This is a genomic window from Mycobacterium sp. SMC-14 (assembly GCF_046250075.1).
Taxonomy (GTDB): domain Bacteria; phylum Actinomycetota; class Actinomycetes; order Mycobacteriales; family Mycobacteriaceae; genus Mycobacterium.
Map to the genome: position 1 here is coordinate 392,939 of NZ_CP176429.1, position 22,190 is coordinate 415,128.

Here is a 22,190-nt window from a genome sequence, read left to right on the forward strand (position 1 = left end):
CCTCATGCGGGGAGGTTTCGGAGATGGCAGCTCGTCGACGGATGATCGGTGTCGCCGCGGCGGCCGGGGCGTTTCTCGCGCTGGGAATTTCCGCGCCGCCGGCTCACGCCGACATCGATGACCTGTTCCAGCCCATCATCGACGCCCTCAGCGCGATGGACCCCGGCATCGCCGCAGACACCGACCCCGGTTCCGCCCTGGCCTCGCTGGACACCCTGTTCGACGGGTGGTACCAGAACCTCGTCTTCACCCCGATCAACGATCTTGAGCAGTGGATCTTCGGTGGGGCCGCCGACGCGAGCGTGGCCGGCAGCGCCGCCGCCTCCGGCTCAGATGTCGGCATCCCGGACAGCTTCACCGTTCCGCTGCAGATCAACAGTGGTACCGAGCCGGTGGTGAACGTCTCGGTGGGTGGCGGCCCCGAGTCGTCGGTGCTTGTCGACACCGGCTCGGCTGGTCTGGTCATGCCGATCTGGGACATCAACTGGTCCGGCATCAACTGGTCGGATCTCTCCGGGCTCCCCACAATCCAATATGGCGAGTACGGCAACTCGCTGGGCTATTTCTATACCGAGCTGCCCACCACGGTGGGCTTCACCGACACTGCCGGTGACACGATCACCAGCGGCACGACCGATGTCGATGCCGTCTTGTTCGCGTTCCCGGTCAGCCTCACTTCCCTGCTCAATGGAGACTGGACTCTCAGTTCTTACCTCGGCGGCAACGCCGACGGCATTCTGGGCATTGGGGCGAATGCCGTCGGTCCCAGTCCCGGCAGCATCCCGACCACCGCGCTACCGGGTGCGCTCGGTGACGGGGTGCTGATCAACCAACACGCCGGCACCCTGACGTTCGGCGCCGACCCGCTGACCGGCGGAGTCACGGTCGAGGGCTCGCCGAATGCGCCGCTGTACGTGTCGTTCGACGGAGGCAACACGGCCACCCAGGTGAGCTCAGTCATGGATTCCGGTGGGGTGAACGGGACGATCCCGGTAAGCCTGACGAACGGAAGCGCGGGGGACGTTCTGGCCCCCGGCCAGGAGGTCAGCGTGTACACGGGCGACCCCACCAAGGGCGGCACCCTGCTGTACGACTACACGGTGAATTCGACCTCGTCCAACAGTCCGACGATCGTGTCGGGCAGCTCGATGAACACCGGTAACTGGCTGTTCCAGCAGAATGAGGTATACGTCTCGACGGCCGGTGACGGGTCCATGCACATCGTTCCGAACAACATCGTGACGCCGTAGCGCCGCGGTGATACAGGGTTGTGACCTGAGGACATTCGTCGATCGCGCCGGAGAACAGATACGCTAGGCCCAATGGTCCCGCTCTGGTTCACGCTGTCCGCGCTGTGTTTCGTCGGCGCGGCGGTATTGCTGTACGTGGACATCGACCAGCGGCGCGGCCGCAGCCGGCGGCGTAAGTCCTGGGCTCGTTCGCACGGCTTCGACTTCGAACCGGAATCCGCCGAGATCCTGCACCGCTGGAAACGCGGCGTGATGTCGACGGTGGGCGAGGCGCCGGTGCGCAACGTCGTGCTCGGCCAGATCCGCGGTGAGGCCGTGTACATCTTCGACCTGGACGAAGTGGCGACGGTGATCGCCCTGCACCGCAAGGTCAGCACCAACGTCGTCGTCGACGTGCGGCTCAAGGGCCTCAAGGAGCCGCGCGAGAACGACATCTGGCTGCTCGGGGCGATCGGCCCCCGGATGGTGTACTCCACCAACCTCGACGCGGCGCGGCGGGCCTGCGACCGGCGGATGGTCACGTTCGCCCACACCGCCCCAGACTGCGCGGAAATCATGTGGAACGAGGCGAACTGGACGCTGGTGAGCATGCCCATCACCAGCACCCGCGCCCAGTGGGACGAGGGCCTGCGCAGCGTCCGCCAGTTCAACGACCTGCTGCGCGTGCTGCCGCCGAACCCGCGGCGCCAGTCCGCCGAAGCCGCCGCCACCGCAACGGGCCGCCGCAACGGCCAACCCAGCCGTCCGCTGGGCTCGTCGGCGAGTGCCGCAGAGGCGCCGGACGACAGCGAAGCCGAGCAGCTTCCGTCGGCGCCGCGAGCTGCCACGCCGGCACCGGGCAACGCCACCTCGGCCGCCGAGCCGCCGCAGCGCCGCCGGACGAGCCGGGATAGTTCCTCGGACGTGCTGCATGCCCCCGGCGGTCGCAACGGCCGCCAGACCGCGCACTATCAGCGCTGACAGCCGACGACGGCCGACACCGCCGGCTTCGCTACTCTGACGGGCATGTCTCGCCCCGTTGCCCTGGTCACCGGGCCCACCTCGGGGTTGGGCGCCGGCTATGCCCGCCGCTACGCCGCCGACGGATATGACCTGGTCCTGGTCTCCCGCGACGTCGAGCGCCTGGAGGCGCTGGCAACCGAACTGCGTGGCAGCCACGGCGGTGCCGTCGAGGTGCTGCCCGCCGACCTGGCCGACGCCGCCGGCCGCGCCGCAGTCGCCGAGCGGCTGCGCGCCGGGGTGCGGGTGCTGGTCAACAACGCCGGATTCGGCACGTCCGGTGAGTTCTGGACCGCCGACCCCGCCCTGCTGCAGTCGCAACTGGACGTCAACGTCACCGCGGTGATGCAGCTGACCAGAGCCGCGCTGCCCGCGATGGTCGAGGCGGGCGCCGGCACCGTCATAAACGTCGCCAGCGTCGCCGGGCTGCTGTCCGGGCGCGGCTCGACGTACTCGGCGTCCAAGGCTTGGGTGGTGTCGTTCACCGAGGGACTGGCCGGCGGCCTGCACGGCACCGGTGTCGGCATCCACGTGGTCTGCCCGGGATACGTGCATACCGAGTTCCACGAGCGCGCCGGGATCGATATGGCCACGTTGCCGTCATTCATGTGGATGGAGGTCGACGACGTGGTCGCGGCAAGTCTGGCCGACGTCGCGCGCGGCGAGGTGGTCAGCGTTCCGGGTCTGCAATACAAGACATTGGTAGGCGCCAGTCGGCTCATTCCGCGCGGGCTGTCGCGGACGCTGACCAACACGTTCGGGAGGGGCCGTGGCCGCACTTAACAACGACGAACGCGATGAGCTCGCCGCGCTGGTGCGCCAGCTTTCGGTGGTGCACGGCCGCGTGACGCTGTCCTCGGGCGCCGAGGCCGACTACTACGTCGACCTTCGCCGTTCCACCCTGCACCATCGCGCCGGTGCCCTGATCGGGCGGTTGGTCCGCCAGCTCACCGATGACTGGGACTACGCCGCCGTGGGCGGCCTCACCCTGGGTGCGGACCCGGTGGCGACCGCCGTCATGCACGCCGCGGGCCGCCCGATCGATGCATTCGTGGTGCGTAAGTCGGTGAAAGCCCATGGCATGCAACGCCTTATCGAAGGGTTCGACGTGGCCGGCCAACCGGTTCTGGTGGTGGAGGACACCAGCACCACCGGTGGGTCGGCGCTGACCGCGGTGCGCGCCGTGCGTGAGGCAGGCGGACACGTCGTCGGGGTGGTCACCGTGGTCGATCGCGCCACCGGCGCGGCCGAGGTCATCGAGGCCGAGGGCGTGCCGTACCGCAGTGTGCTCGGCCTGGCTGAGCTGGGCCTGGACTGAACACCCCGAGGACGGTCGTGCGGAGACTCATCGCGCTGATATCGGCGTTGGCCGTCACCTGCGCCGCGGCCTGCTCGGGCTCCGGCGCGACCGGCCCCTTCGGGGCCGAGGGCGCCCGAATCGGTTCGGAGATCACCGTTCTGGGCTGGCAGATGACCCTGTCCAACCTGCGCTGGGAGCTTGACTACGCGCTGCTCGACGTCAAAGCCCAGGTCGCCGACCCCGACGCTGGGCATGCAGCGGCCGACGATCTGCGATTCGGGGTGTACGGCACCCCCGCGCACCCAGTCGAGGTCACCGGAGTGGGCAGCTGCAAACTGCTGGGGGAGTTCGTGCCGACACCGTTGTCGGGCAAGGAACCCGACCGGTTGAACGGGACGGTGTGTCTGGGTCCGCTCAAGGAGCGCAGTGCGGTGCGCGGGGTGTATGTCTACTCACCCGCCGACCGGATCAAAGACACGACGGTGGCTTACGCTGCCGCGTTCCCGGTGGGCCTGGCGCCGGTCAACCCCGGTGACACCGGTCTGCTGCTCACCGCGCAGGGCGTGGCGGCCTATCGGGCCGACGGCGTGCCGCTGGCACCGACGGCACTTGGCGACCCAAAGGCGTTCACCGGCAACGGTTCTATGGTGTTGAACCTGTCCGTCGACGCGGTGGCTACGCAGTACCGCGACGACGCCAAGGCGCGTGGCGGACCGTTGATGCTGATCGCCGGACCGTCGACGCCGATGCCTGGGTTGGGGGCGGACTGCGTCGCGGCCGGGTCGTCGGTGTTGATCCTGCCGGAGGCGTCGCTGAACTCGGTGCACGTGCCGACCTCGCTGTGCACGCACGGGGAGATCAACGCCGCGCTGCTCTACCCCTCGGTGTCGGTGGTGGGTACGCACGCCGCCGTGTGGACCACCTCGTGAACGAGCCGTCGGACCATCCAGATTCATGCGGCGGTCCCAGCTTCGCCTCTCCTTCGTCGAGCCGCGCTGAACCGCCGGGCCCCACCGAGTGGTTCTCGCCGGCCAACGGCGTCGGACCCTGGCAGGGGCCACTGCCGAGCGACTCCCGCTACGACCCGGAACTGCTGCGTGAGGGTGATCGTCGCAACGTCGTCGACGCCTACCGCTACTGGACCCGCGAGGCGATCGTCGCCGACATCGACCGCCGTCGGCACCGGCTGCACATCGCGATCGAGAACTTCGGGCACGACGCCAACATCGGCTCGGTGGTGCGCACCGCCAACGCGTTTGCCGTGCACACCGTGCACATCGTCGGGCGTCGGCGTTGGAATCGGCGCGGCGCCATGGTCACCGACCGCTACCAGCGGCTGGCCCATCACGAAACAGCCGCTGATCTCCTGGAATTCGCTGCCCAGCAGGGGCTCACCGTCGTCGCGGTGGACAACGTGGCTGGGGCGGTGCGGCTGGAGCAGACCGCCTTGCCCGTCGACTGTCTGCTGGTGTTCGGCAGTGAAGGCCCCGGTATCAGCGACGAAGCTCGTGCCGGCGCGGACCTGACGGTGTCCATCGCCCAGTTCGGCTCGACCCGCAGTATCAATGTCGGGGTGGCCGCCGGGATCGTGATGCACGCCTGGATCAGCCGTCATGGCCACCTCGATCAGGCCTGGTAGGGCAGGATCAACGGCTATGGATCTCCTCTGGGCGAATCGCGCCGAAAGCGCCGAAGCCGCCGTCACCGCGAGGCATCTCAAGTCGCTCTGGCATCTGCCAGGCACCCAGCTCGGTGTGGTCGCCTGGCCGCCGATCCGGCGCGCCCCGCACTGGCACTACTGGTGGCAGGCGCACCTGATCGATTGCCTGGTCGACGCCCAGCTGCGTGACCCGCAACCCGAACGGGTGACCCGGATCAAACGGCAGATCCGCACGCACCGCCTGCGCAACGTGGGCCGCTGGACCAACGCCTACTACGACGACATGGCCTGGCTGGCGCTGGCAATCCAACGGGCGGCCGGTGTCACCGGTATCGACCGACACCGCGCCCTGGGCACCCTGACCCGCGAGCTGACCGACTCATGGATGCCCGAAGCCGGCGGCGGCATCCCGTGGCGTAAGGACGAACAGTTCACCGCCCCCTTCTTCAACGCCCCCGCCAACGGTCCGGCCGGGATCTTTCTGGCCCGCGAGCCCGGGTGGCTGGAGCGTGCTCAGCAGATGGGCGACTGGATCGACGCCACCCTGATCGACCCGGACACCGACCTGGTGTTCGACGGCATCAGGGAGGGTTCGCTGGTGCGCGCCGAGTACACCTATTGCCAAGGCGTGGTGCTCGGGCTGGAGACCGAATTGGCGGTGCGCACCGGCGCGCAGCGGCACGCCGCTCGGGTGCACCGGCTGGTGGCCGCGGTCAGCAAGCAGATGGCCCCGGGCGGGGTGATCAAGGGCGCCGGCGGTGGCGACGGCGGGCTGTTCGCCGGGATCACCGCCCGCTACCTGGCGCTGGTCGCCACCGCGTTGCCGGGCGAGTCCGTCGCCGACGCACAGGCGCGCGACACCGCCGGCAAACTGGTGCTGTCGTCGGCGAAATCGGCGTGGGATCACCGGCAATCGGTTGACGGGCTGCCGTTGTTCGGGGCGTTCTGGGACCAGATTGCCGAGGTGCCCCGGGCCGACGGCGCGGTGGCCACTTCCATCGCCGGTGCGGTGCGCGAGTCCGAGATCCCCGAACGGGATCTGTCGGTGCAGTTGGGCGGCTGGATGCTGATGGAGGCCGCGCACAACGTCGCGGCCGGCGCGCCGGCTCGTTGACTCTGCGCTGAGGGCGCGGTCTACTCGGACTTTTGCGCCGTGAGCGCAGAGTCAGCGTCGACCGACGGGGCGCGACGGCTGCGGTAGGCCTTGGCCGTGGCGATGAACGCCGGGATCATCGACACGAACAGGATCACCAGGATGATCTTTTCCAGGTTCTCGTGGACGAACGGCACGTTGCCCAGGAAGTACCCCAACGTCGTCACCCCGGCGCCCCACAGGATGCCGCCGACGATGTCGAAGGCCAGGTACACCGGGTAGCGCATGTAGGACACCCCCGCCACCACCGGCACGAACGTCCGGACGAACGGCGCGAACCGGGCCAGGATGATCGCCCACGGCCCGTACTTCTCAAAGAACGCGTGCGACTCGGTAACGTAGTGCTTCTTGAAGAAGCGGGAGTCTTCCTTTTTGAACAGCGCCGGCCCGATCCGCCGGCCGATGAAGTAGCCGCACTGATCGCCCAGCACCGCCACCACGGCGACCGCGGGCGCCAAGATCCAGATGTCGGGGGCCAGCCCCTTGGCGGCCAACAGGCCACCGGTGAACAGCAGTGATTCGCCCGGCAGCAGCGGGAACAGCAGGCCGGTCTCGATGAAGACCACCACCAGGATGGCCGGCAGTACGGCGCCGTGGAAGATGCCCCCGGCACCCAGCCAATACATCGGGTCCAGCAGGCCCGGCATCGCGACGAGGGTGGTGCTCATGACGCACCAACATACCGGGGGCCACCGGTGAAACCGCCCCTGCGATACTCGAGGGCAGTTTCGGACAGCTCAGAGGAGAGAGTTCCCATGCCCATCGCCACCCCCGAGATCTACGCCGAGATGCTGGGCCGCGCCAAGGAGAACGCGTACGCGTTCCCCGCGATCAACTGCACGTCGTCGGAGACCATCAACGCGGCGATCAAGGGCTTCGCGGACGCGGGCAGTGACGGCATCATCCAGTTCTCCACCGGCGGCGCCGAATTCGGCTCCGGCCTGGGCGTCAAGGACATGGTGACCGGTGCGGTGGCGCTGGCCGAGTTCACCCACGTGATCGCCGCCAAGTACCCGATCAACGTGGCCCTGCACACCGACCACTGCCCGAAGGACAAGCTGGACGGCTTCGTGCGGCCGCTGCTGGCGATCTCCAATGACAGGGTGCGAGCGGGTCAAAATCCGCTGTTCCAGTCGCACATGTGGGACGGCTCGGCAGTGCCGATCGACGAGAACCTGGACATCGCCCAGGAGCTGCTGGCCCAGGCCGTGGCCGCCAAGATCATCCTCGAGGTCGAGATCGGCGTGGTCGGTGGTGAAGAGGACGGCGTGGAAGCCGAGATCAACGAGAAGCTCTACACCTCGCCCGAAGACTTCGAGAAGACCGTCGCCGCCCTGGGTGCCGGTGAGAAGGGCCAGTACCTGCTGGCCGCCACCTTCGGCAACGTGCACGGCGTCTACAAGCCCGGCAACGTCAAGCTGCGCCCGGACATCCTGGCCGAGGGTCAGAAGGTGGCGTCCGCCAAGCTGGGTTTGGCTGACGGCTCCAAGCCGTTCGACTTCGTCTTCCACGGCGGCTCGGGTTCGCTGAAGTCCGAGATCGAGGAGGCGCTGCGCTACGGGGTGGTGAAGATGAACGTCGACACCGACACCCAGTACGCGTTCACCCGCCCGCTGGCCGCGCACATGTTCACCAACTACGACGGCGTGCTCAAGGTCGACGGCGAGGTGGGCAACAAGAAGGTCTACGACCCGCGTAGCTACCTCAAGAAGGCCGAGGCGGCCATGACCGAGCGCGTCATCGAGGCCTGCAACGACCTGCACAGCGCCGGCAAGAGCCTGGCCTGAGTCGTTGACTCTGCGTCCACGGCGGGGAAGTTCGAGTAACCCCCGCCGTAGGCGCAGAGTCAACGAAGCGTGCTAGCTGCCGTGCGACTGGCAGATCTTCCACTGGTCGTCGCGGAACTGAAGATCGAAGCTGCGGGTTGAGCGAACCCGCGGCTCGTAGGCCATGAACGCGGTGACGTTGGCTTCGGCTTGACCGTCGTTGACCACCACCTCATCGATGCTGGCGACCACCGGGTACTGCTTGGCTGCCGCAATCCGGCGGTAGGTGTCGTCCCAAGCCTTTTGGTCGTAGTTGACGTAGCGGTCGCGGATGTCGCCACAAGTCAGGCTGCGCAATGCGGCCAGGTCACCGTTCTGCATGGCGACGTCGAAGTTCGAGATGGTGGCGCGGACGTGCTCTTCCTGCGAGGCGGCCTGCCGCGTGTCGCGGGTCAGCCACAGCGTGCCTAGCACCGCGATGACCGCGAGCGCCAGGACGATCAGGATCACCGCCATCACCCAGCCCCAGCTGCGGGAGACGGTAGACGGCAGTTTGCCACCGACCCGAGCCGGAATCTGTTGCGGTATCGCCTTTCCCGCGTCATCGCTTTGCTGGGCGATCAGTTCGGTGTCGGCATCACCCACCGACGGGATGACTTCGGTGTGCCCGGCGTCGAACCCGGGTGCGGTAAACCGGCGCTCCGGTGATCCGTCGGGTCCGGGTTCTGAGGCCGGGGCCTCGGTGGTGATCACTTCGGTGACGGCGTCGGCTTCCGCGGGTGTTTCCGCGAGGATGGCCGTCGCGGTCTCGTCGTCCGCTGAGGTGACAGGCTGGATCTCGGTGACCTGATCGTCGCCGTCGGGTTGCTCCGTGGGAGCGGCGTCGTCGGTCGGCTCGGTGGCATCCGGTTCCGGTGGGTTTGGCATGAGTGGCTGATCCTCCAATGTCCGCCGGCTGTTTCGGATCGGCTGCCGCTAGTTTACTGAGCGAGGCGCCGGCTTGCTGGAGTGGCTGGCCATGGACGGCACGGCAGAATGGACGATGTGACTCTCACCGGTGATCTCCTCAGGCCCGATCCGATCTTGCTGCCCGGCGACCCCGAAGCCGAGGCCGGCCTGCGGGCCAACCAGGATCCCGCGATTGTCGCGGCCGCGCATCCGGCGGCGTCGGTGGCGTGGGCCGCGCTGGCCGAAGCGGCGCTGGCCGAGGGCAACGCGGTCACCGCCTACGCGTACGCACGCACCGGCTACCACCGGGGCCTGGACCAGCTGCGCCGCAACGGGTGGAAGGGCTACGGCCCGGTGCCGTACGGGCATGAACCCAACCGGGGTTTCTTGCGCTGCGTGGCCGCGCTGGCGCGTGCCGCCGACAGCATCGGTGAGACCGACGAGCTGGCGCGTTGTCTGAAACTGCTCGATGATTGCGACCCCGGCGCCCGCTCGCCGCTGGGGCTGAGCTGACCGTCGCCCGTGCCCTCGGGCGTCAGCAACCGATCGGGCAGTCGGCGACCTGGCCGGGCGGCTCCACCTGGACGGTGGCGTGGGTGAGCCCGCGGGCGGCCAGGATCGTGCGCGCCTTGCCGAGTACCGTGCCGGCGTCGGAGGTGGTGCGCAGGTGCGCGGTGGCCATGTCCTGGCCCGGCACCAGCGTCCACACGTGTAGGTCGTGCACGTCGGTCACGCCGTCGACGGCGGCGAGCGCCGCGCGGAGTTCGGCCACGTCGATGTGGCTGGGTGAGGCCTCCGACAGGATCCGCAGTGCCGCCCCAGCCAGCGCGAACGCGCGCGGCAACACCCACAGCGCGACGAAGACCGCGACCACCACGTCGGCGTAGGGCCAGTTGGTGGTGAGGGTGACCACGCCGGCGATCAGCACGCCCACGCTGCCGACGGTGTCAGCGACCACCTCCATGTACGCGCCGCGTACCGCGAGACTCTCGGCAGACTGCGAACGCAGCAGCAGGGCGACGCCGATGTTGACGGTAAGCCCGGCCAGGGCGACCACGACCATCGGTACACCCGGCACGTCCGGCGCAGTGCCGATGCGGCGGATCGCCTCGGTGAGGATGAAGGTCGCCACCCCGATCAGCAGCACCGCATTGGCGACCGCCGTGAACACCTCGGCGCGGTGCCAGCCGTAGGTGCGCGACGGTGACGTACTGCCGCGCCGGGCCAGCATCACCGCCGCCACCCCCATGAACAGGGCGGCCAGGTCGGTCAGCAGATGGCCCGCGTCGGCCAGCAGTGCCATCGAGTTGATGGTGATGGCGGTGGTCAGTTCGATGACGAAGAACGCGCTCAGGATGGCGGCGCCGACGACCATGCGAGACAGTCGGGAGTCGGTGTGACGGTGATCGTGACCGGCGCCCATGGGAGGTGAATATAGGCGGACTGGCCCGCTGCCGGGCGTGAAGTCGGGTTCACGCCCGCCGGGATCACGGCAGGGAACTCAGAACCAGGAGCTCCAGAACTGCGTCAGGCTCAGACCCCACGACACCAACAGGCGCGGCACGTCGAACAGGTCGAAGAACCACAACACCAGTGCGAAGAACTTCTGGTTCAGCACCGGCGAGGCAAGCAACAACACCAGCAGAACCAGCAGCCCCCATTGCTGGAAGGGCGCCACGGCGCGGCGGGTCGCCGGACTCAGGTGCGGCTCGAGCGCCCCATAGCCGTCCAGCCCCGGTATCGGCAGCAGGTTCAGCACCACCGCGGTCAACTCCAGGAAGCCCAGGAACGCCACCCCGGACCAGAACACCGGGTGTGCGGGGTCGTAGAAGGCTCGCGTGGCGCCCAACAGCAGCACGGCCAGCACCAGGTTGGCCGCCGGACCCGCCAGGCTGACCAGGGTGCGCCGTCGCGGCGTCATGAACGACGTCTGCACGAAGACCGCCCCGCCCGGTAGGCCGATGCCCCCCAGCACGATGAACAGCATCGGCAGCACCAGCGACAGCCCCGGATGGGTGTAGCGCAGCGGGTTGAGGGTCAGATAGCCGCGCATCTGCGCGCCGTGGTCACCGAACCGCCAGGCGGTGTAAGCGTGGCCGAACTCGTGCAGGCACAACGAGACCAGCCAGCCGGCGATGACGAACACGAACACACCGGCGTAGGCGAGCGGCCGGATCTCTTCACCGGCCCGCCACGCCAACACACCGCCCAGGGCGGTCAAGGCCACCAGCGCCAGGAACACCGGGCTGGGCCGTACCGCCTGGCCGCGTAGCGGGTGCACGTTCACGCCCGTGAACCTATCGACTGTGCATCGTCATCGGACGAGCAGCCAGTCCTCGATGTGCCGATAAAAGGTGGACCGTTTCACCGTCCGGCTGCTGTAGCTACCGTCGCGCACCACCAGCGCCCCGGTGGTGCCCAGTTGGGCCGCGCGCCCCGCCACCCAGCGTCGCACCCGGCCGCGCCGGTCCGGGACGCCGGCGCGCACGCCCGGTGCGGTGCCCATCGGCTCGATCAGCACCGCGGTCACTTGGCCGTCGAACAGGGCGGCGTCGTCGACGATTCCCTCACCGCGCAGCACGGCGGCGCCGTCCACCGGCAGCCACCGGCCAACACCCACCAGGGCGGTTCCGGCGTCGTCGCGGACCAGTGGCACTGGCGCAGCGGTACCCCGCCGTGCCCGCCGCGCGGCCCGCCACCCGGCCGGCAGCCGGTAGGTCGCGGTGGCCGGCGTGCGCCGTCGCGGTGCGTAACCGAGCTCGACGTCGAGTCGGTCGGTGCGCAGCAGCCGGGTCAACGTCTGCGCCAGGTCCGCGTCGCTGCCTACCACCACCAACCTGCGATAACGGGCGATGGCGGCATCCAGGTCACCGGCGCTCGTATCGTTGCCGACCGGCACTGTCGGCAGGCCCCGCAAGGGGCGTGGCAGTGGCCGTCCGGCAAACAGCAAGACGGCGGTTTCGGGCGGCCTCTTCAGGCTCCTGGTGCCGTTAGTGGCGTTCAACACGCTCCTTGTGAATCTCTTCAGATAGGCTCAGTCACCGGCTGGACCACAGTAAGCCAAGACAGTTAGCGAGAATTCCATGCCGGCAATCGTCGTCATCGGCGCCCAGTGGGGCGACGAGGGCAAAGGTAAAGCGACCGACCTACTCGGTGAACGAGTGCAGTGGGTGGTGCGCTACCAGGGCGGCAATAACGCCGGCCACACGGTGGTCCTGCCCACCGGGGAGAATTTCGCGCTGCACCTGATCCCGTCCGGGGTCTTGTCGCCGCACGTCACGAACGTCATCGGTAATGGCGTGGTGGTCGATCCGGGAGTGCTGCTCGACGAGCTGGCCGGCCTGGAACGCCGTGATGTGGACACCACGCGGCTGCTGATCTCCGCCGATGCGCATCTGCTGATGCCCTACCACGTGGCCATCGACAAGGTGACCGAGCGTTACATGGGCAGCAAGAAGATCGGCACCACCGGTCGCGGCATCGGGCCCTGCTACCAGGACAAGATCGCGCGGATCGGGATCCGAGTCGCCGACGTGCTCGACCACGAGTCGCTGGCCCAGAAGATCGAGGCCGCTCTGGATTTCAAGAACCAGGTGCTGGTCAAGATCTACAACCGCAAGGCGCTGGATCCCCAGCAAGTCCTCGAAGACCTGCTGGAGCAGGCCGAGGGTTTCAAGCACCGCATCGCCGACACCAGCCTGCTGTTGGGTGCTGCGCTGGACCGCGGTGAGAACGTGCTGCTGGAAGGCTCGCAGGGCACCCTGCTCGACGTCGACCACGGCACCTACCCGTACGTGACGTCGAGCAACCCGACCGCGGGCGGCGCGGCCGTGGGCTCCGGCGTCGGACCGACCCGCATCACCACGGTGCTGGGCATCCTGAAGGCCTACACCACTCGAGTCGGCTCGGGACCGTTCCCCACTGAACTGTTCGACTCCTACGGCGAATACCTGTCCAAGACCGGTGGCGAGGTCGGGGTGACTACCGGGCGCCAGCGGCGGTGCGGCTGGTTCGACGCGGTGATCGCTCGCTATGCCACCCGGGTCAACGGCATCACCGACTACTTCCTGACCAAGCTCGACGTGCTCTCCAGCCTGGAGACCGTGCCGGTCTGTGTCGGCTACACCGTCGACGGCAAGCGCACCGACGAGCTGCCGATGACCCAGGAAGAATTTGCGCGTGCCGAGCCGGTCTATGAGGAACTGCCGGGCTGGTGGGAGGACATCTCCGGGGCCCGCACCTTCGAGGACCTGCCCGCCAACGCACGCGACTACGTGTCACGGCTCGAGGAGATCGCCGGCGCCCAGGTCTCGTGCATCGGGGTCGGTCCCGGACGCGAGCAGACCATTGTGCGGCGCGACGTCGTGAGGGGCGGCGGCGCGTGAGCGAGGGGCAGTCACTGGCCGGCGCGGACGACCCGGCCACCGATCCCGACTACGCCAACCACGGCGGTTTCCCCGACTACGGGGTCGTCGACCCGAGCCCTGGCTTCGAGCGGTTCGTCACCACCATGCGGCGCCTGCAGGATCTGGCGGTGTCGACCGACCCCGACGACGCCACCTGGGACGACGCCGCCGACCGCGTCGAGGCGCTGGTGGGGTTGTTGGAGAAGTACCCGGCACCCGCGGGCGTCGCCCCGGCCGGGCGGGCACCGTCGATGCCGGGCATGGGCAGCCTGCTGCTGCCGCCGTGGCGGATCAGCCGGTTTGAGGCCGACGGCGTCTCGATGACGGGGTCGTTCAGCCGTTTCCACGTGGGCGGCAACTCCGCGGTGCACGGCGGCGTGCTGCCGCTGCTGTTCGACTGGATGTTCGGGATGGTGGTGCACGCCGCGAACCGCCCGATCAGCCGTACGGCATTCCTGCATGTCGACTACCGCAAGGTCACCCCGATCGACACCCCGCTGCTGGTGCACGGCCGGATCGACAAGGCCGAGGGGCGTAAGGCGTTCATCACCGCCGAGCTCACCGACACCGACGGCACCGTGCTCGCCGAGGCGCAGGGACTGATGGTGCGGCTGCTTCCGGGGCAGCCCTAGCGTCGACCGCAAGCGCGGCGGAGCCGGGCGCTGGGGGTCGGCGCCATTCAGCTCAGCCGTCTCGGCGCGGCCCGCGCAGCGTCATCGCCGCGAACAGGGCCAGGAACGACGCCGCCGGCACGGTGTTGACGATGCTGTCGCGGACCCGGATGTGCGCACCGACCGCCAGGACGAAATACAACGTCAACGCGGCGGTAGTCAGCCGTGCCAGTCCCGGAAACCGGTGCACCGACAGCAGGCCGAGCGCAGAAGCGGCCTTGACGATCGGCAGGACCGGCCGGATCTCTTGCGGGACCTGCACGGTGTCGAGTGCTTTGGCGATGTAGGGCACCGGGATGGCGCACAGCACTGCGTCGGCGGCTTGGAAAGCGGCCAGGCCGGTGTAGGTCTTCGGTGACGTCAGCGCGCTCATAGCACCAACTGTATGCGGATGTGCCAGGCCCGCTAGTCCAGGTTCAGCGTCGCCTCTTCCAGATCGAGCCGGTGCAGCACAGTGCGCAGCACCTGGTCGTCGATGCGGCCGATGTCGCGTTCATGGATCAGCGCCGCCCGCTCGGTGGCCAGCATCTCCAACCGGAGCCGGCGAAACGCCGCCGCGGCGGTCTCGTCGCTGTCGTCGTGGTCGGGGTCGAAACGCCGCAGTCGCTCCCGGGCCGCATTGCGTCGCCGGGTGTTCAGGCCGCGCAAAGCGTCGGCGGCGCGCTCGCTGGCCGGTGACGGTTCGGTCGAGGCGAGCACCTCGTCGAGCCGTTGGGCCGCGGCCAGGGCCGCCTTGTCCTGCGCGGCGGCCGCGGCGATCGCATCGGCATGCTCCTGGTTGGTGGGAACGCCCAGCCGGCGAATCACCCAGGGCAGCGTCAGCCCGTGCAGCAGCAGCGTGCCCACCACCACCACGAAGGTCAAGAACACCAGCTGCGGACGGCCCGGGAAGGGTTCTCCGGACAGTGTCGTCCGCGGCACACCGAACGCGGCTGCCAGCGACACCACTCCCCGCATGCCGGCCCAGGCCAGCACGAACACCTGCCCCGGGGTCGGTGCGGATTCGCGTTGCCGGACCTTCGCCGAGAGCATCCGAGGGGCGTAGGCGAAAATCACCACCCACAGCGCCCGCACCGCCAGCAGCGTCCCGAACACCGCCAACGACGCAACCGTGAGGGTCGAGAAGCGCACGCCCTGCATGTTCTGCACCACCGCCGGCAGTTGCAGCCCGATCAGCAGGAACGCCAACGACTCCAGCACCAGCTGCACGGCGCGCCAGACGGCCTGGTCCTGCAGGCGGGTGGCGTAATGGGCGCGGGTGAAGCGCTGCCCGAGTATCAATGCGGCGACCACCACCGCGAGTACTCCCGATCCGTGGATCTCTTCGGCCGCCAGGTAGATGACGAACGGGGCCAGCAGCCCGACCGCGCTCTCCACCACCGGATCGGTCAACCGGGCCCGGATGACCACGATGACTGCTCCGAACGCCACCCCGACCGCCACGCCGCCCACCGCGGCCAGTGCGAAGGTCAGCAGACCCATGCCCCAGCCCGTCGCCACGCCGATCGCCGTGGCCAGCGACACTTTGTAGACGGTCAGGGCGGTCGCGTCGTTGAGCAGGCTCTCGCCGCCCAGCAGCGTCATGATCGGACGCGGCAAGCCGACTCGACGGCCGATGGCGGTCGCCGACACCGCGTCCGGCGGCGCCACGATCGCGCCCAGCGTCAGCGCGGCGGCCAGGGTCAGGGCCGGCACGGTGTAGTAGGCGACCACGCCGACGGCGACGGTCGTGGCCAGCGGCAGTCCGACCGCCAGCAGGATGATGGGGCGCTTGTTACGGCGCATGCTGATCACGGAACTTTCCAGACCGGCCGACCACAGCAATGGCGGCAGGATCACGAACAGCACCAGCTCGGGCCGCAGGACGATCTCCGGCACCGCGGGGATCAGCCCGACCAGCAGGCCGGTGATCACCAGTACCAGCGGCGCGGACAGCTTGCGGTGCCGTGCGATGGCCGCGACCAGCACCGCGGCCACCAGGGGGCCCAACAGTGCGGCGTTCACCGTCGTTGCACCTCCGTCCGCTTTCACCCCTATCCTGGAGCAGCATGCAACATTGCCGCGGCGCGGGGAGGGTGGGGCGGTGAACGGCGAGGCGGGCGAGTTTGCGACCGACCGGTTGTCCGCCGACGGTCCCAGCCGTACCCGGGTTGCGTTGCTCGGGTCCGGTGATCTCGGTCGTGAGCTGGTGACGGCGCTACAGCGCCTCGGTGCCGAGGTGATCGCCATCGACCGCTACGCCGACGCCGCGCTGCACGGCATTGTCGATCGCTCGGTGGTGGTCGACCTCAGTGACAACGACGAACTGGCGGCGACCCTGCGATGGTTGCAGCCGAAATTCGTGGTGGTCGCCTCCGAGGTGGTGGCCACCGACGCCTTGACCGACGCCGTCGACACCGGATTCACCCAAGTGGTGCCCGGCATCCGCGGGGCCCGGTTGGCCGCAGACCCCGAAGGCATGCGGCGGCTGGCCTCCGACGAACTGGGTCTGCCCACCGCGCCGTTCTGGTTCGCCGGCTCGGTCGACGAACTGCGCGCGGTGGCCGGGCGGGCCGGTTACCCGATGTCGGTCAAACCGGTGGGCGGCGCGCTCGGCGAGGGCCGTTCGGTGATGGTCCGCGACAGCGACATCGAACCCGCCTGGCAGCGCGCGGTGGCGGCAAGCGTCTCGGAGGCGCCGCCGCGGGTGCTCGCCGAGACCGTGGTGGAGTTCGACAGCGAGGTCACCCTGCTGGCCGTCCATCGTGACGGCCCGGACGGGCCGGCGCTGGACTTCTGCGCGCCGATCGGTCACCGCAGTGTCGAGGAACCGAACGGGCAACTGACAGTGGAGTTCTGGCAACCCCACCCCATGAGCGCCGTGGCGCTGGATGCGGCCAAGTCGATCGCCGCGCGGGTCGCTCGCGCCCTCGGTGGACGCGGGTTGTTCGGGGTGGAGCTGCTGGTATACGGCGATGAGGTGTATTTCGCCGGGGTCGATGTGCGCCCCTACGACGCCACGCTGCTGACGTTGCGCACGCAACGGTTGTCCGGTTTCGAGCTGCAGGCGCGCGGAATCCTCGGGCTGGCGACCGACACCATCATGGTCTCGCCCGGCGCCGCCCGGCTCATCTACTCGCGCCGCCGCACCGGCTCCGCGGCCGAGGCCACACCGGAAAGCGTGGGGGTCGTGGCCGATGCACTCAGCGTGACTGAAAGTGATGTGGTGGTGTTCTCCCACCACGAGGGGCACCCCCGCCGGCGGCTGGGCTTGGCGCTGGCCACCGGGCCGGATATCGGGAAGGCCCGCGACCGTGCGGCGCAGGTGGCGACCGTTCTGGGCAAGCTCTGGCCGTGACCCGCCATGGCGTGAACCTTGCCGAGGTGCGACACTTCCGCAGGTGAGCTACGCGGGAGATATCACCCCTGAGCAGGCCTGGACGATACTGCGCGATGACTCGGCGGCGACGCTGATCGACGTGCGCACCGACGCCGAATGGCGCTTCGTCGGACTGCCCGATGTGTCCGGTTTGGGCCGCGAAGTGATCTGCATCGAGTGGGTTCACTCCGATGGGACACCCAATCGCGACTTCTCCCGCGAACTGGCGGCGCGCGTGGCCCGCGGGCCGGCGATCTTCCTGTGCCGCTCGGGCAACCGCTCCATTCCGGCCGCCGAAGCCGGTACCGCACTGGGTTTGACGCCGTCCTACAACGTGCTGGACGGCTTCGAGGGCAATCTCGACGAGCACGGCCACCGGGGCGGTACCGGGTGGCGGGCCGTCGGCCTGCCCTGGACGCAGTCATGAGCGAGCCGGAATCGGCCCGTTCAGTGTCGTGCGACGGCCCCAGCTTCGCCTCTCCTTCGTCGAGCCTCGCTGAACCGTCGGTCCGCGTCCCGAAACCGCTGCCGGACGGTGTCAGCGCGGCGACCATCGGGGTGCGCGGCGGCCTGCTGCGCAGCCAGTTCGAGGAGACCGCCGAGGGGCTGTTCCTGACCTCGGGATACGTCTACGACTCGGCGGCCGCGGCCGAGCAGGCCTTCACCGGGGAGGTCGACCGGTTCGTCTACTCGCGTTACGGCAACCCGACGGTGTCGATGTTCGAGGAACGGCTGCGCCTGATCGAAGGGGCTCCGGCGGCGTTCGCCACTGCGAGCGGCATGGCAGCGGTGTTCGTGGCACTCGGCGCGCTGTTGAAGGCCGGCGATCGGCTGGTGGCAGCGCGCAGTCTGTTCGGATCCTGCTTCGTGATCTGCAACGAGATCTTGCCCCGCTGGGGCGTGGAAACCGTGTTCGTCGACGGCGAGGACATGACGCAGTGGGAGCAGGCGCTATCGGTACCCACCAACGCGGTGTTCTTCGAGACACCGTCCAACCCGATGCAGTCGCTGGTGGACATCGCCGCGGTCACCGAGTTGGCGCACGCCGCCGGCGCGAAAGTGGTGCTGGACAACGTGTTCGCCACCCCGCTGCTGCAGCGGGGGCTACCGCTCGGGGTGGATGTGGTGGTGTACTCCGGCACCAAGCACCTGGACGGGCAGGGCCGGGTCCTGGGCGGGGCGATCTTGGGCGACCAGGACTACATCGACGGCCCGGTGCAGACCCTGATGCGACACACCGGACCTGCGCTGAGTGCCTTCAATGCGTGGATCCTGCTGAAAGGTCTTGAAACGCTGGCTATTCGGGTCGACTATGCAAATTCCGCCGCGCTGAAGATCGCCGAGTTCCTCCAGCGGCATCCGGCGGTGAGTTGGGTGCGCTACCCCTTCTTGGCGTCGCACCCGCAGTACGATCTGGCGCGCAGACAGATGTCCGGCGGTGGCACCGTCATCACCTTCGAACTCGACGGGCCCCAAAGTGGCGCCAAGCAGCGGGCATTCGAGCTGCTGGACAAGCTGAAGCTGATCGACATCTCCAACAACCTGGGCGATGCGAAGTCGTTGATCACCCATCCGGCGACCACCACCCACCGGGCGATGGGGCCCGATGGGCGCGCCGCGATCGGACTCGGCGACGGGGTGGTGCGGATCTCCGTCGGCCTCGAGGGCACCGACGATCTGATCGCCGACCTGGATCAGGCGCTGGCGTAGCGCCGACCGCTCAGTCGCCTTCGACGACGCCGGTGGCGTGCTGCGCGCGGTCCTCGTAGGCCTTGCGCGCCGCGGTGTCCAACTGCAGGAACACGGTGTCGTTCTGCGTCTTCTTGTTCAGCCAGCGACGGGCCCGATCCGGGAGCAGGGTTGCCATGATCGCGGCACGACGCCCGAAACCGGGCACTGAGACCAGGGTCTTGGGCTTGTCGAGCACCTTGATCACCCCGGCGGCGATGTCTTCGGGCTCCACCGGCTTCTGTGCCGCCGACGGCGAGGTACCCGAGATCAATTCGGTGTTGGTGAAGGTCGGTAGCACGGCGGAGACCGAGACGCCCTGCGGTGCGAACTCATCGGACATCGCGGTGCTCAGGCCGACGACGGCGAATTTCGTTCCGGCGTACAGCACTTGGCCCGGCACCGCGACGATCCCGGCCATCGAGGCGATGTTGATGATGTGGCCGCTGCGTCGCTTGATCATCTCGGGAAGCACCAGCTGGCAGCCGTTGAGCACGCCGTAGAAGTTGACCTCGGTCGCCGAGCGAATGGTCTCCTGCGTCTGGTCGAGGAACGGCCCGACCGGCATGACGCCGGCATTGTTGATCAGCACGTCGATGTGGCCGTCGCCGTCGGCGCGGGCCTTGTCCAGGAAGGCCGAGAATGATTCGCGGTCGGTGACATCCAGCGGGTGGCCGCTGACCTGGCCGCCCGAACTCAGCTGCTTCACCGCCCTATCGAGAATCGCGACGTCACGGTCGCCGATGACGACGCGAGCGCCACGCGCCAGCAGGGCGGTGGCGGTGGCCAGCCCGATGCCACGGGCGGCGCCGGTGATGGCGATGGTCTTACCGCGAATGTTGTCCACGAGGACGAACTTAACAGGTGTCAAATTCGGTGTCGACGGTGCGGGAAGGCTGCACTCAGGCCCAGCGGGCCAAGACCTCATTGGCGTGCTTGCCAAGGGCGGCCTGCAGCAGCGGTCCGAAGCTGATCCGCGCGATACCGAGCGGACCGAACGAGGCGGGTTCGGCGGTATCGGGTGCGGCGAGCGCGTTGACCGGCTTCGGCAGGGCGGCAGCCAGGACGCGCAGCGTCTCTGCGTCGTGGAAACCGACCGGGTAGAGCACATCCGCTCCCGCGTGCGCGCATTCGGTCAGCCGTGCAATGGCGCGGTCGACGCGGTCGGCTTCGTCGCCGTCCTTGCGCAGGAACAGGTCCGTGCGGGCGTTGATCACCAGATGGGGGCCGGCGGCGTCGGCCGCCTCCCGTAGCGCACCCACATACTCCGCGTGCTCGGACGATGACCGCAGCCGCTTGTCCTCGCTGTGCACCGTGTCCTCGATGTTGCACCCGACCACACCGGCGTCCAGCAGGCCTTCGACCAGGCGGGCGGGCGACTGGGCGTAGCCGGACTCGATGTCGAGTGACACCGGCACATCGACCGCGGCGGTGATCTGTCGTGCTCGGTCCAGGACGTCAGCGAACGACATGCCTTCGCCGTCGGTCTTGCCCAGAGATTCGGCGACCGGCTTGCTGCCGATCGTCAGCGCGGCGAAACCGGCGCCGGCGGCCAGCTTTGCCGACCACGCGTCCCACACGGTTGGCAGGATCACCGGATTGCCCGCTTGGTGCAGCGCCAGGAATGCCGCCGCCTGTTGCCCAAGAACCTCGCGACTCGTCATTTTCACAAGACTGCCATGTGAGAATTCTCCATGGAAGCCCGGGCTTGCTTTTCGTGGGCCGTAGCTCCGTCTCAGCGGAAGGCGCCGAGGCCGGTGAAGGCCTGGCCGAGCACCAGTTGATGCATTTCGGGGGTGCCCTCGTAGGTCAGCACCGACTCGAGGTTGACCATGTGCCGAATCACCGGGTATTCCAGCGATATCCCGTTGCCGCCCAAGATGGTTCGCGCGGTGCGGCAGATCTCCAACGCGGTGCGGGTGTTGTTGAGCTTGCCGAAGCTGACCTGCTCGGGGCGCAACCCGGCGCTGTCTTTGAGGCGGCCCAGGTGCAGGGAGAGCAACTGTCCCTTGTGTAGTTCGAGGGCCATGTCGACGAGTTTGGCCTGGGTGAGCTGGAAGCCGGCGATCGGCTTGCCGAACTGGGTGCGCGCCATGGCGTAGTCGCGGGCCGCCTGCCAGGCCGAGCGGGCCGCACCCATTGCGCCCCAGATGATTCCGTAGCGCGCTTCGGACAGGCTGGCCAATGCGCCCTTGACGCCGCGGGATTTGGGCAGCATGGCCTCGGCCGGCAGACGTACGTCGTCGAGCACCAGCTCACTGGTGATCGAGGCGCGCAGCGACAGCTTGTGGTGGATGGTGTTGGCGGTGAACCCCGGGGTGTCGGTGGGCACGATGAAACCGCGGACACCGTCGTCGGTGGCCGCCCAGACCACCGCGACGTCGGCGATGGAGCCGTTGGTGATCCACATCTTGCGGCCATTGAGAACCCAATCGGATCCGTCACGCTTGGCCCGGGTGGTCATGCCGGCCGGATCGGAGCCGACGTCGGGCTCGGTCAGCCCGAAGCAGCCGATCAGTTCACCGGCGGCCATGCCCGGCAGCCACTGCTGCTTCTGCTCTTCGGAACCGTTGTTGTAGATCGAGTACATGGCCAGGGAGCCCTGCACCGACACCAGGGACCGCAGGCCGGAGTCGGCGGCCTCCAACTCCACGCAGGCCAATCCGTAGTGCACCGCCGATGCCCCGCTGCAGCCGTAACCATCCAGGTGCATGCCCAGCAGCCCGAGTTTGCCGAACTCCCGGGCCAGTTCGCGCGCCGGTAGGTCGCCGATCTCGAACCATTCGGCGATATGCGGCATGACGTGTTCGGCGCAGAACTTGGCGACGGTGTCGCGCAGCGCGATTTCGTCGTCGGAGAGCAGGGTGTCCAGGCTCAGCGGATCGATCGGATTGAAAGCCGGGGTATCTGAGGCGGGGCCGGTTGCCATCCGTTCATCCTGCCACCTGGTG

At 68.4% G+C, this 22,190-nt stretch carries 24 protein-coding genes; 14 read left to right on the forward strand and 10 right to left on the reverse strand.

The window, feature by feature from the left end:
* Positions 1 to 23 precede the first annotated feature (23 nt).
* From ACKY0W_RS01875 to ACKY0W_RS01905, 7 genes are all read left to right on the forward strand, one after another.
* Entirely contained in the window at positions 24 to 1,250 is a 1,227-nt protein-coding gene (locus tag ACKY0W_RS01875; RefSeq protein WP_409436158.1) for a PecA family PE domain-processing aspartic protease, read from the forward strand.
* 72 nt (positions 1,251 to 1,322) lie between these two features.
* Positions 1,323 to 2,210, forward strand: coding sequence for a trehalose monomycolate transport factor TtfA (gene ttfA, locus ACKY0W_RS01880; protein WP_409436159.1), 888 nt, complete (start codon positions 1,323 to 1,325; stop codon positions 2,208 to 2,210).
* A 45-nt stretch (positions 2,211 to 2,255) separates the two neighbouring features.
* Entirely contained in the window at positions 2,256 to 3,032 is a 777-nt protein-coding gene (locus ACKY0W_RS01885; protein ID WP_409436160.1) for an SDR family NAD(P)-dependent oxidoreductase, read from the forward strand.
* Positions 3,019 to 3,567 (forward strand): orotate phosphoribosyltransferase, encoded by a 549-nt coding sequence (gene pyrE / locus ACKY0W_RS01890; protein ID WP_409436161.1) that lies wholly within the window; start codon positions 3,019 to 3,021, stop codon positions 3,565 to 3,567. The genes ACKY0W_RS01885 and pyrE overlap by 14 nt, the downstream gene beginning before the upstream one ends.
* Positions 3,568 to 3,584: 17 nt before the next feature.
* On the forward strand, positions 3,585 to 4,478 hold the full coding sequence (locus ACKY0W_RS01895; RefSeq protein ID WP_409436162.1) for a hypothetical protein: 894 nt from the start codon (positions 3,585 to 3,587) through the stop codon (positions 4,476 to 4,478).
* Positions 4,475 to 5,188 (forward strand): TrmH family RNA methyltransferase, encoded by a 714-nt coding sequence (locus tag ACKY0W_RS01900; RefSeq protein WP_409436163.1) that lies wholly within the window; start codon positions 4,475 to 4,477, stop codon positions 5,186 to 5,188. The genes ACKY0W_RS01895 and ACKY0W_RS01900 overlap by 4 nt, the downstream gene beginning before the upstream one ends.
* 16 nt (positions 5,189 to 5,204) lie before the next feature.
* Positions 5,205 to 6,323, forward strand: a complete 1,119-nt coding sequence (locus ACKY0W_RS01905; protein ID WP_409436164.1) for a glycoside hydrolase family 76 protein — start codon at positions 5,205 to 5,207, stop codon at positions 6,321 to 6,323.
* A 20-nt stretch (positions 6,324 to 6,343) separates the two neighbouring features.
* Here ACKY0W_RS01905 and ACKY0W_RS01910 read toward each other — a convergent pair whose 3' ends face one another.
* Positions 6,344 to 7,030 carry a DedA family protein gene (locus tag ACKY0W_RS01910; protein ID WP_409436165.1) on the reverse strand — a complete coding sequence of 229 codons (687 nt, stop codon included), beginning with the start codon at positions 7,028 to 7,030 and terminating at the stop codon, positions 6,344 to 6,346.
* 87 nt (positions 7,031 to 7,117) lie between these two features.
* Here ACKY0W_RS01910 and fbaA point away from each other — a divergent pair, with 87 nt between their 5' ends.
* Positions 7,118 to 8,149, forward strand: a complete 1,032-nt coding sequence (fbaA, locus tag ACKY0W_RS01915; RefSeq protein ID WP_409436166.1) for a class II fructose-bisphosphate aldolase — start codon at positions 7,118 to 7,120, stop codon at positions 8,147 to 8,149.
* 72 nt (positions 8,150 to 8,221) lie between these two features.
* Here the strand turns inward: fbaA and ACKY0W_RS01920 are convergent, their stop codons facing one another.
* Positions 8,222 to 9,055: a hypothetical protein gene (locus tag ACKY0W_RS01920; protein WP_409436167.1), complete on the reverse strand. Its 834-nt coding sequence runs from the start codon at positions 9,053 to 9,055 to the stop codon at positions 8,222 to 8,224.
* Positions 9,056 to 9,172: 117 nt separating this feature from the next.
* On the opposite strand from ACKY0W_RS01920, the gene ACKY0W_RS01925 reads away from it, so the two are divergent.
* Positions 9,173 to 9,589: a DUF3151 domain-containing protein gene (locus ACKY0W_RS01925; protein ID WP_409436168.1), complete on the forward strand. Its 417-nt coding sequence runs from the start codon at positions 9,173 to 9,175 to the stop codon at positions 9,587 to 9,589.
* 22 nt (positions 9,590 to 9,611) lie between these two features.
* Here ACKY0W_RS01925 and ACKY0W_RS01930 read toward each other — a convergent pair whose 3' ends face one another.
* From ACKY0W_RS01930 to ACKY0W_RS01940, 3 genes are all read right to left on the reverse strand, one after another.
* A complete protein-coding gene (locus ACKY0W_RS01930) occupies positions 9,612 to 10,499 on the reverse strand; it encodes a cation diffusion facilitator family transporter (protein WP_409436169.1) in 888 nt (295 codons plus the stop codon).
* A gap of 78 nt (positions 10,500 to 10,577) precedes the next feature.
* Positions 10,578 to 11,363: a site-2 protease family protein gene (locus ACKY0W_RS01935; protein ID WP_409436170.1), complete on the reverse strand. Its 786-nt coding sequence runs from the start codon at positions 11,361 to 11,363 to the stop codon at positions 10,578 to 10,580.
* A gap of 27 nt (positions 11,364 to 11,390) precedes the next feature.
* Positions 11,391 to 12,080, reverse strand: coding sequence for a peptidase M50 (locus ACKY0W_RS01940; protein ID WP_409437920.1), 690 nt, complete (start codon positions 12,078 to 12,080; stop codon positions 11,391 to 11,393).
* 79 nt (positions 12,081 to 12,159) lie between these two features.
* Here ACKY0W_RS01940 and ACKY0W_RS01945 point away from each other — a divergent pair, with 79 nt between their 5' ends.
* Positions 12,160 to 13,461 (forward strand): adenylosuccinate synthase, encoded by a 1,302-nt coding sequence (locus tag ACKY0W_RS01945; protein WP_409436171.1) that lies wholly within the window; start codon positions 12,160 to 12,162, stop codon positions 13,459 to 13,461.
* Positions 13,462 to 13,475: 14 nt separating this feature from the next.
* Positions 13,476 to 14,114, forward strand: coding sequence for a PaaI family thioesterase (locus ACKY0W_RS01950; RefSeq protein WP_409437921.1), 639 nt, complete (start codon positions 13,476 to 13,478; stop codon positions 14,112 to 14,114).
* Positions 14,115 to 14,166: 52 nt separating this feature from the next.
* On the opposite strand, the gene ACKY0W_RS01955 is transcribed toward ACKY0W_RS01950, so the two are convergent.
* Positions 14,167 to 14,526, reverse strand: coding sequence for a DoxX family protein (locus ACKY0W_RS01955; protein WP_409436172.1), 360 nt, complete (start codon positions 14,524 to 14,526; stop codon positions 14,167 to 14,169).
* Positions 14,527 to 14,558: 32 nt separating this feature from the next.
* Positions 14,559 to 16,157: a Na+/H+ antiporter gene (locus tag ACKY0W_RS01960; RefSeq protein WP_409436173.1), complete on the reverse strand. Its 1,599-nt coding sequence runs from the start codon at positions 16,155 to 16,157 to the stop codon at positions 14,559 to 14,561.
* Between the two features lie 79 nt (positions 16,158 to 16,236).
* Here ACKY0W_RS01960 and purT point away from each other — a divergent pair, with 79 nt between their 5' ends.
* Genes purT through ACKY0W_RS01975 form a run of 3 tightly spaced genes read left to right on the forward strand, consistent with a single transcriptional unit; the run spans position 16,237 to position 19,221 of the window.
* A complete protein-coding gene (gene purT / locus ACKY0W_RS01965) occupies positions 16,237 to 17,490 on the forward strand; it encodes a formate-dependent phosphoribosylglycinamide formyltransferase (protein WP_409436174.1) in 1,254 nt (417 codons plus the stop codon).
* A 43-nt stretch (positions 17,491 to 17,533) separates the two neighbouring features.
* A complete protein-coding gene (locus ACKY0W_RS01970) occupies positions 17,534 to 17,938 on the forward strand; it encodes a rhodanese-like domain-containing protein (protein ID WP_409436175.1) in 405 nt (134 codons plus the stop codon).
* Entirely contained in the window at positions 17,935 to 19,221 is a 1,287-nt protein-coding gene (locus ACKY0W_RS01975; RefSeq protein ID WP_409436176.1) for an O-succinylhomoserine sulfhydrylase, read from the forward strand. Before ACKY0W_RS01970 ends, ACKY0W_RS01975 begins: the two co-directional genes overlap by 4 nt.
* A 10-nt stretch (positions 19,222 to 19,231) precedes the next feature.
* Here ACKY0W_RS01975 and ACKY0W_RS01980 read toward each other — a convergent pair whose 3' ends face one another.
* The 3 genes from ACKY0W_RS01980 to ACKY0W_RS01990 form a co-directional block, all read right to left on the reverse strand.
* Positions 19,232 to 20,086 carry an SDR family oxidoreductase gene (locus ACKY0W_RS01980; RefSeq protein ID WP_409436177.1) on the reverse strand — a complete coding sequence of 285 codons (855 nt, stop codon included), beginning with the start codon at positions 20,084 to 20,086 and terminating at the stop codon, positions 19,232 to 19,234.
* A 55-nt stretch (positions 20,087 to 20,141) separates the two neighbouring features.
* Complete coding sequence (locus ACKY0W_RS01985) at positions 20,142 to 20,903, reverse strand: isocitrate lyase/phosphoenolpyruvate mutase family protein (protein WP_409436178.1); 762 nt, start codon at positions 20,901 to 20,903, stop codon at positions 20,142 to 20,144.
* A 71-nt stretch (positions 20,904 to 20,974) separates the two neighbouring features.
* On the reverse strand, positions 20,975 to 22,168 hold the full coding sequence (locus ACKY0W_RS01990; protein WP_409436179.1) for an acyl-CoA dehydrogenase family protein: 1,194 nt from the start codon (positions 22,166 to 22,168) through the stop codon (positions 20,975 to 20,977).
* Positions 22,169 to 22,190: the final 22 nt, after the last annotated feature.

Bases quoted from the DNA above. Each gene is read 5' to 3' on its own strand.
- ACKY0W_RS01875 (WP_409436158.1), top strand. From the start codon at position 24: ATGGCAGCTCGTCGACGGATGATCGGTGTCGCCGCGGCGGCCGGGGCG.
- ttfA (WP_409436159.1), top strand. From the start codon at position 1,323: ATGGTCCCGCTCTGGTTCACGCTGTCCGCGCTGTGTTTCGTCGGCGCG.
- ACKY0W_RS01885 (WP_409436160.1), top strand. From the start codon at position 2,256: ATGTCTCGCCCCGTTGCCCTGGTCACCGGGCCCACCTCGGGGTTGGGC.
- ACKY0W_RS01905 (WP_409436164.1), top strand. From the start codon at position 5,205: ATGGATCTCCTCTGGGCGAATCGCGCCGAAAGCGCCGAAGCCGCCGTC.
- ACKY0W_RS01910 (WP_409436165.1), bottom strand. From the start codon at position 7,030: ATGAGCACCACCCTCGTCGCGATGCCGGGCCTGCTGGACCCGATGTAT.
- fbaA (WP_409436166.1), top strand. From the start codon at position 7,118: ATGCCCATCGCCACCCCCGAGATCTACGCCGAGATGCTGGGCCGCGCC.
- ACKY0W_RS01920 (WP_409436167.1), bottom strand. From the start codon at position 9,055: ATGCCAAACCCACCGGAACCGGATGCCACCGAGCCGACCGACGACGCC.
- ACKY0W_RS01930 (WP_409436169.1), bottom strand. From the start codon at position 10,499: ATGGGCGCCGGTCACGATCACCGTCACACCGACTCCCGACTGTCTCGC.
- ACKY0W_RS01945 (WP_409436171.1), top strand. From the start codon at position 12,160: ATGCCGGCAATCGTCGTCATCGGCGCCCAGTGGGGCGACGAGGGCAAA.
- ACKY0W_RS01955 (WP_409436172.1), bottom strand. From the start codon at position 14,526: ATGAGCGCGCTGACGTCACCGAAGACCTACACCGGCCTGGCCGCTTTC.
- ACKY0W_RS01975 (WP_409436176.1), top strand. From the start codon at position 17,935: ATGAGCGAGCCGGAATCGGCCCGTTCAGTGTCGTGCGACGGCCCCAGC.
- ACKY0W_RS01985 (WP_409436178.1), bottom strand. From the start codon at position 20,903: ATGACGAGTCGCGAGGTTCTTGGGCAACAGGCGGCGGCATTCCTGGCG.
- ACKY0W_RS01990 (WP_409436179.1), bottom strand. From the start codon at position 22,168: ATGGCAACCGGCCCCGCCTCAGATACCCCGGCTTTCAATCCGATCGAT.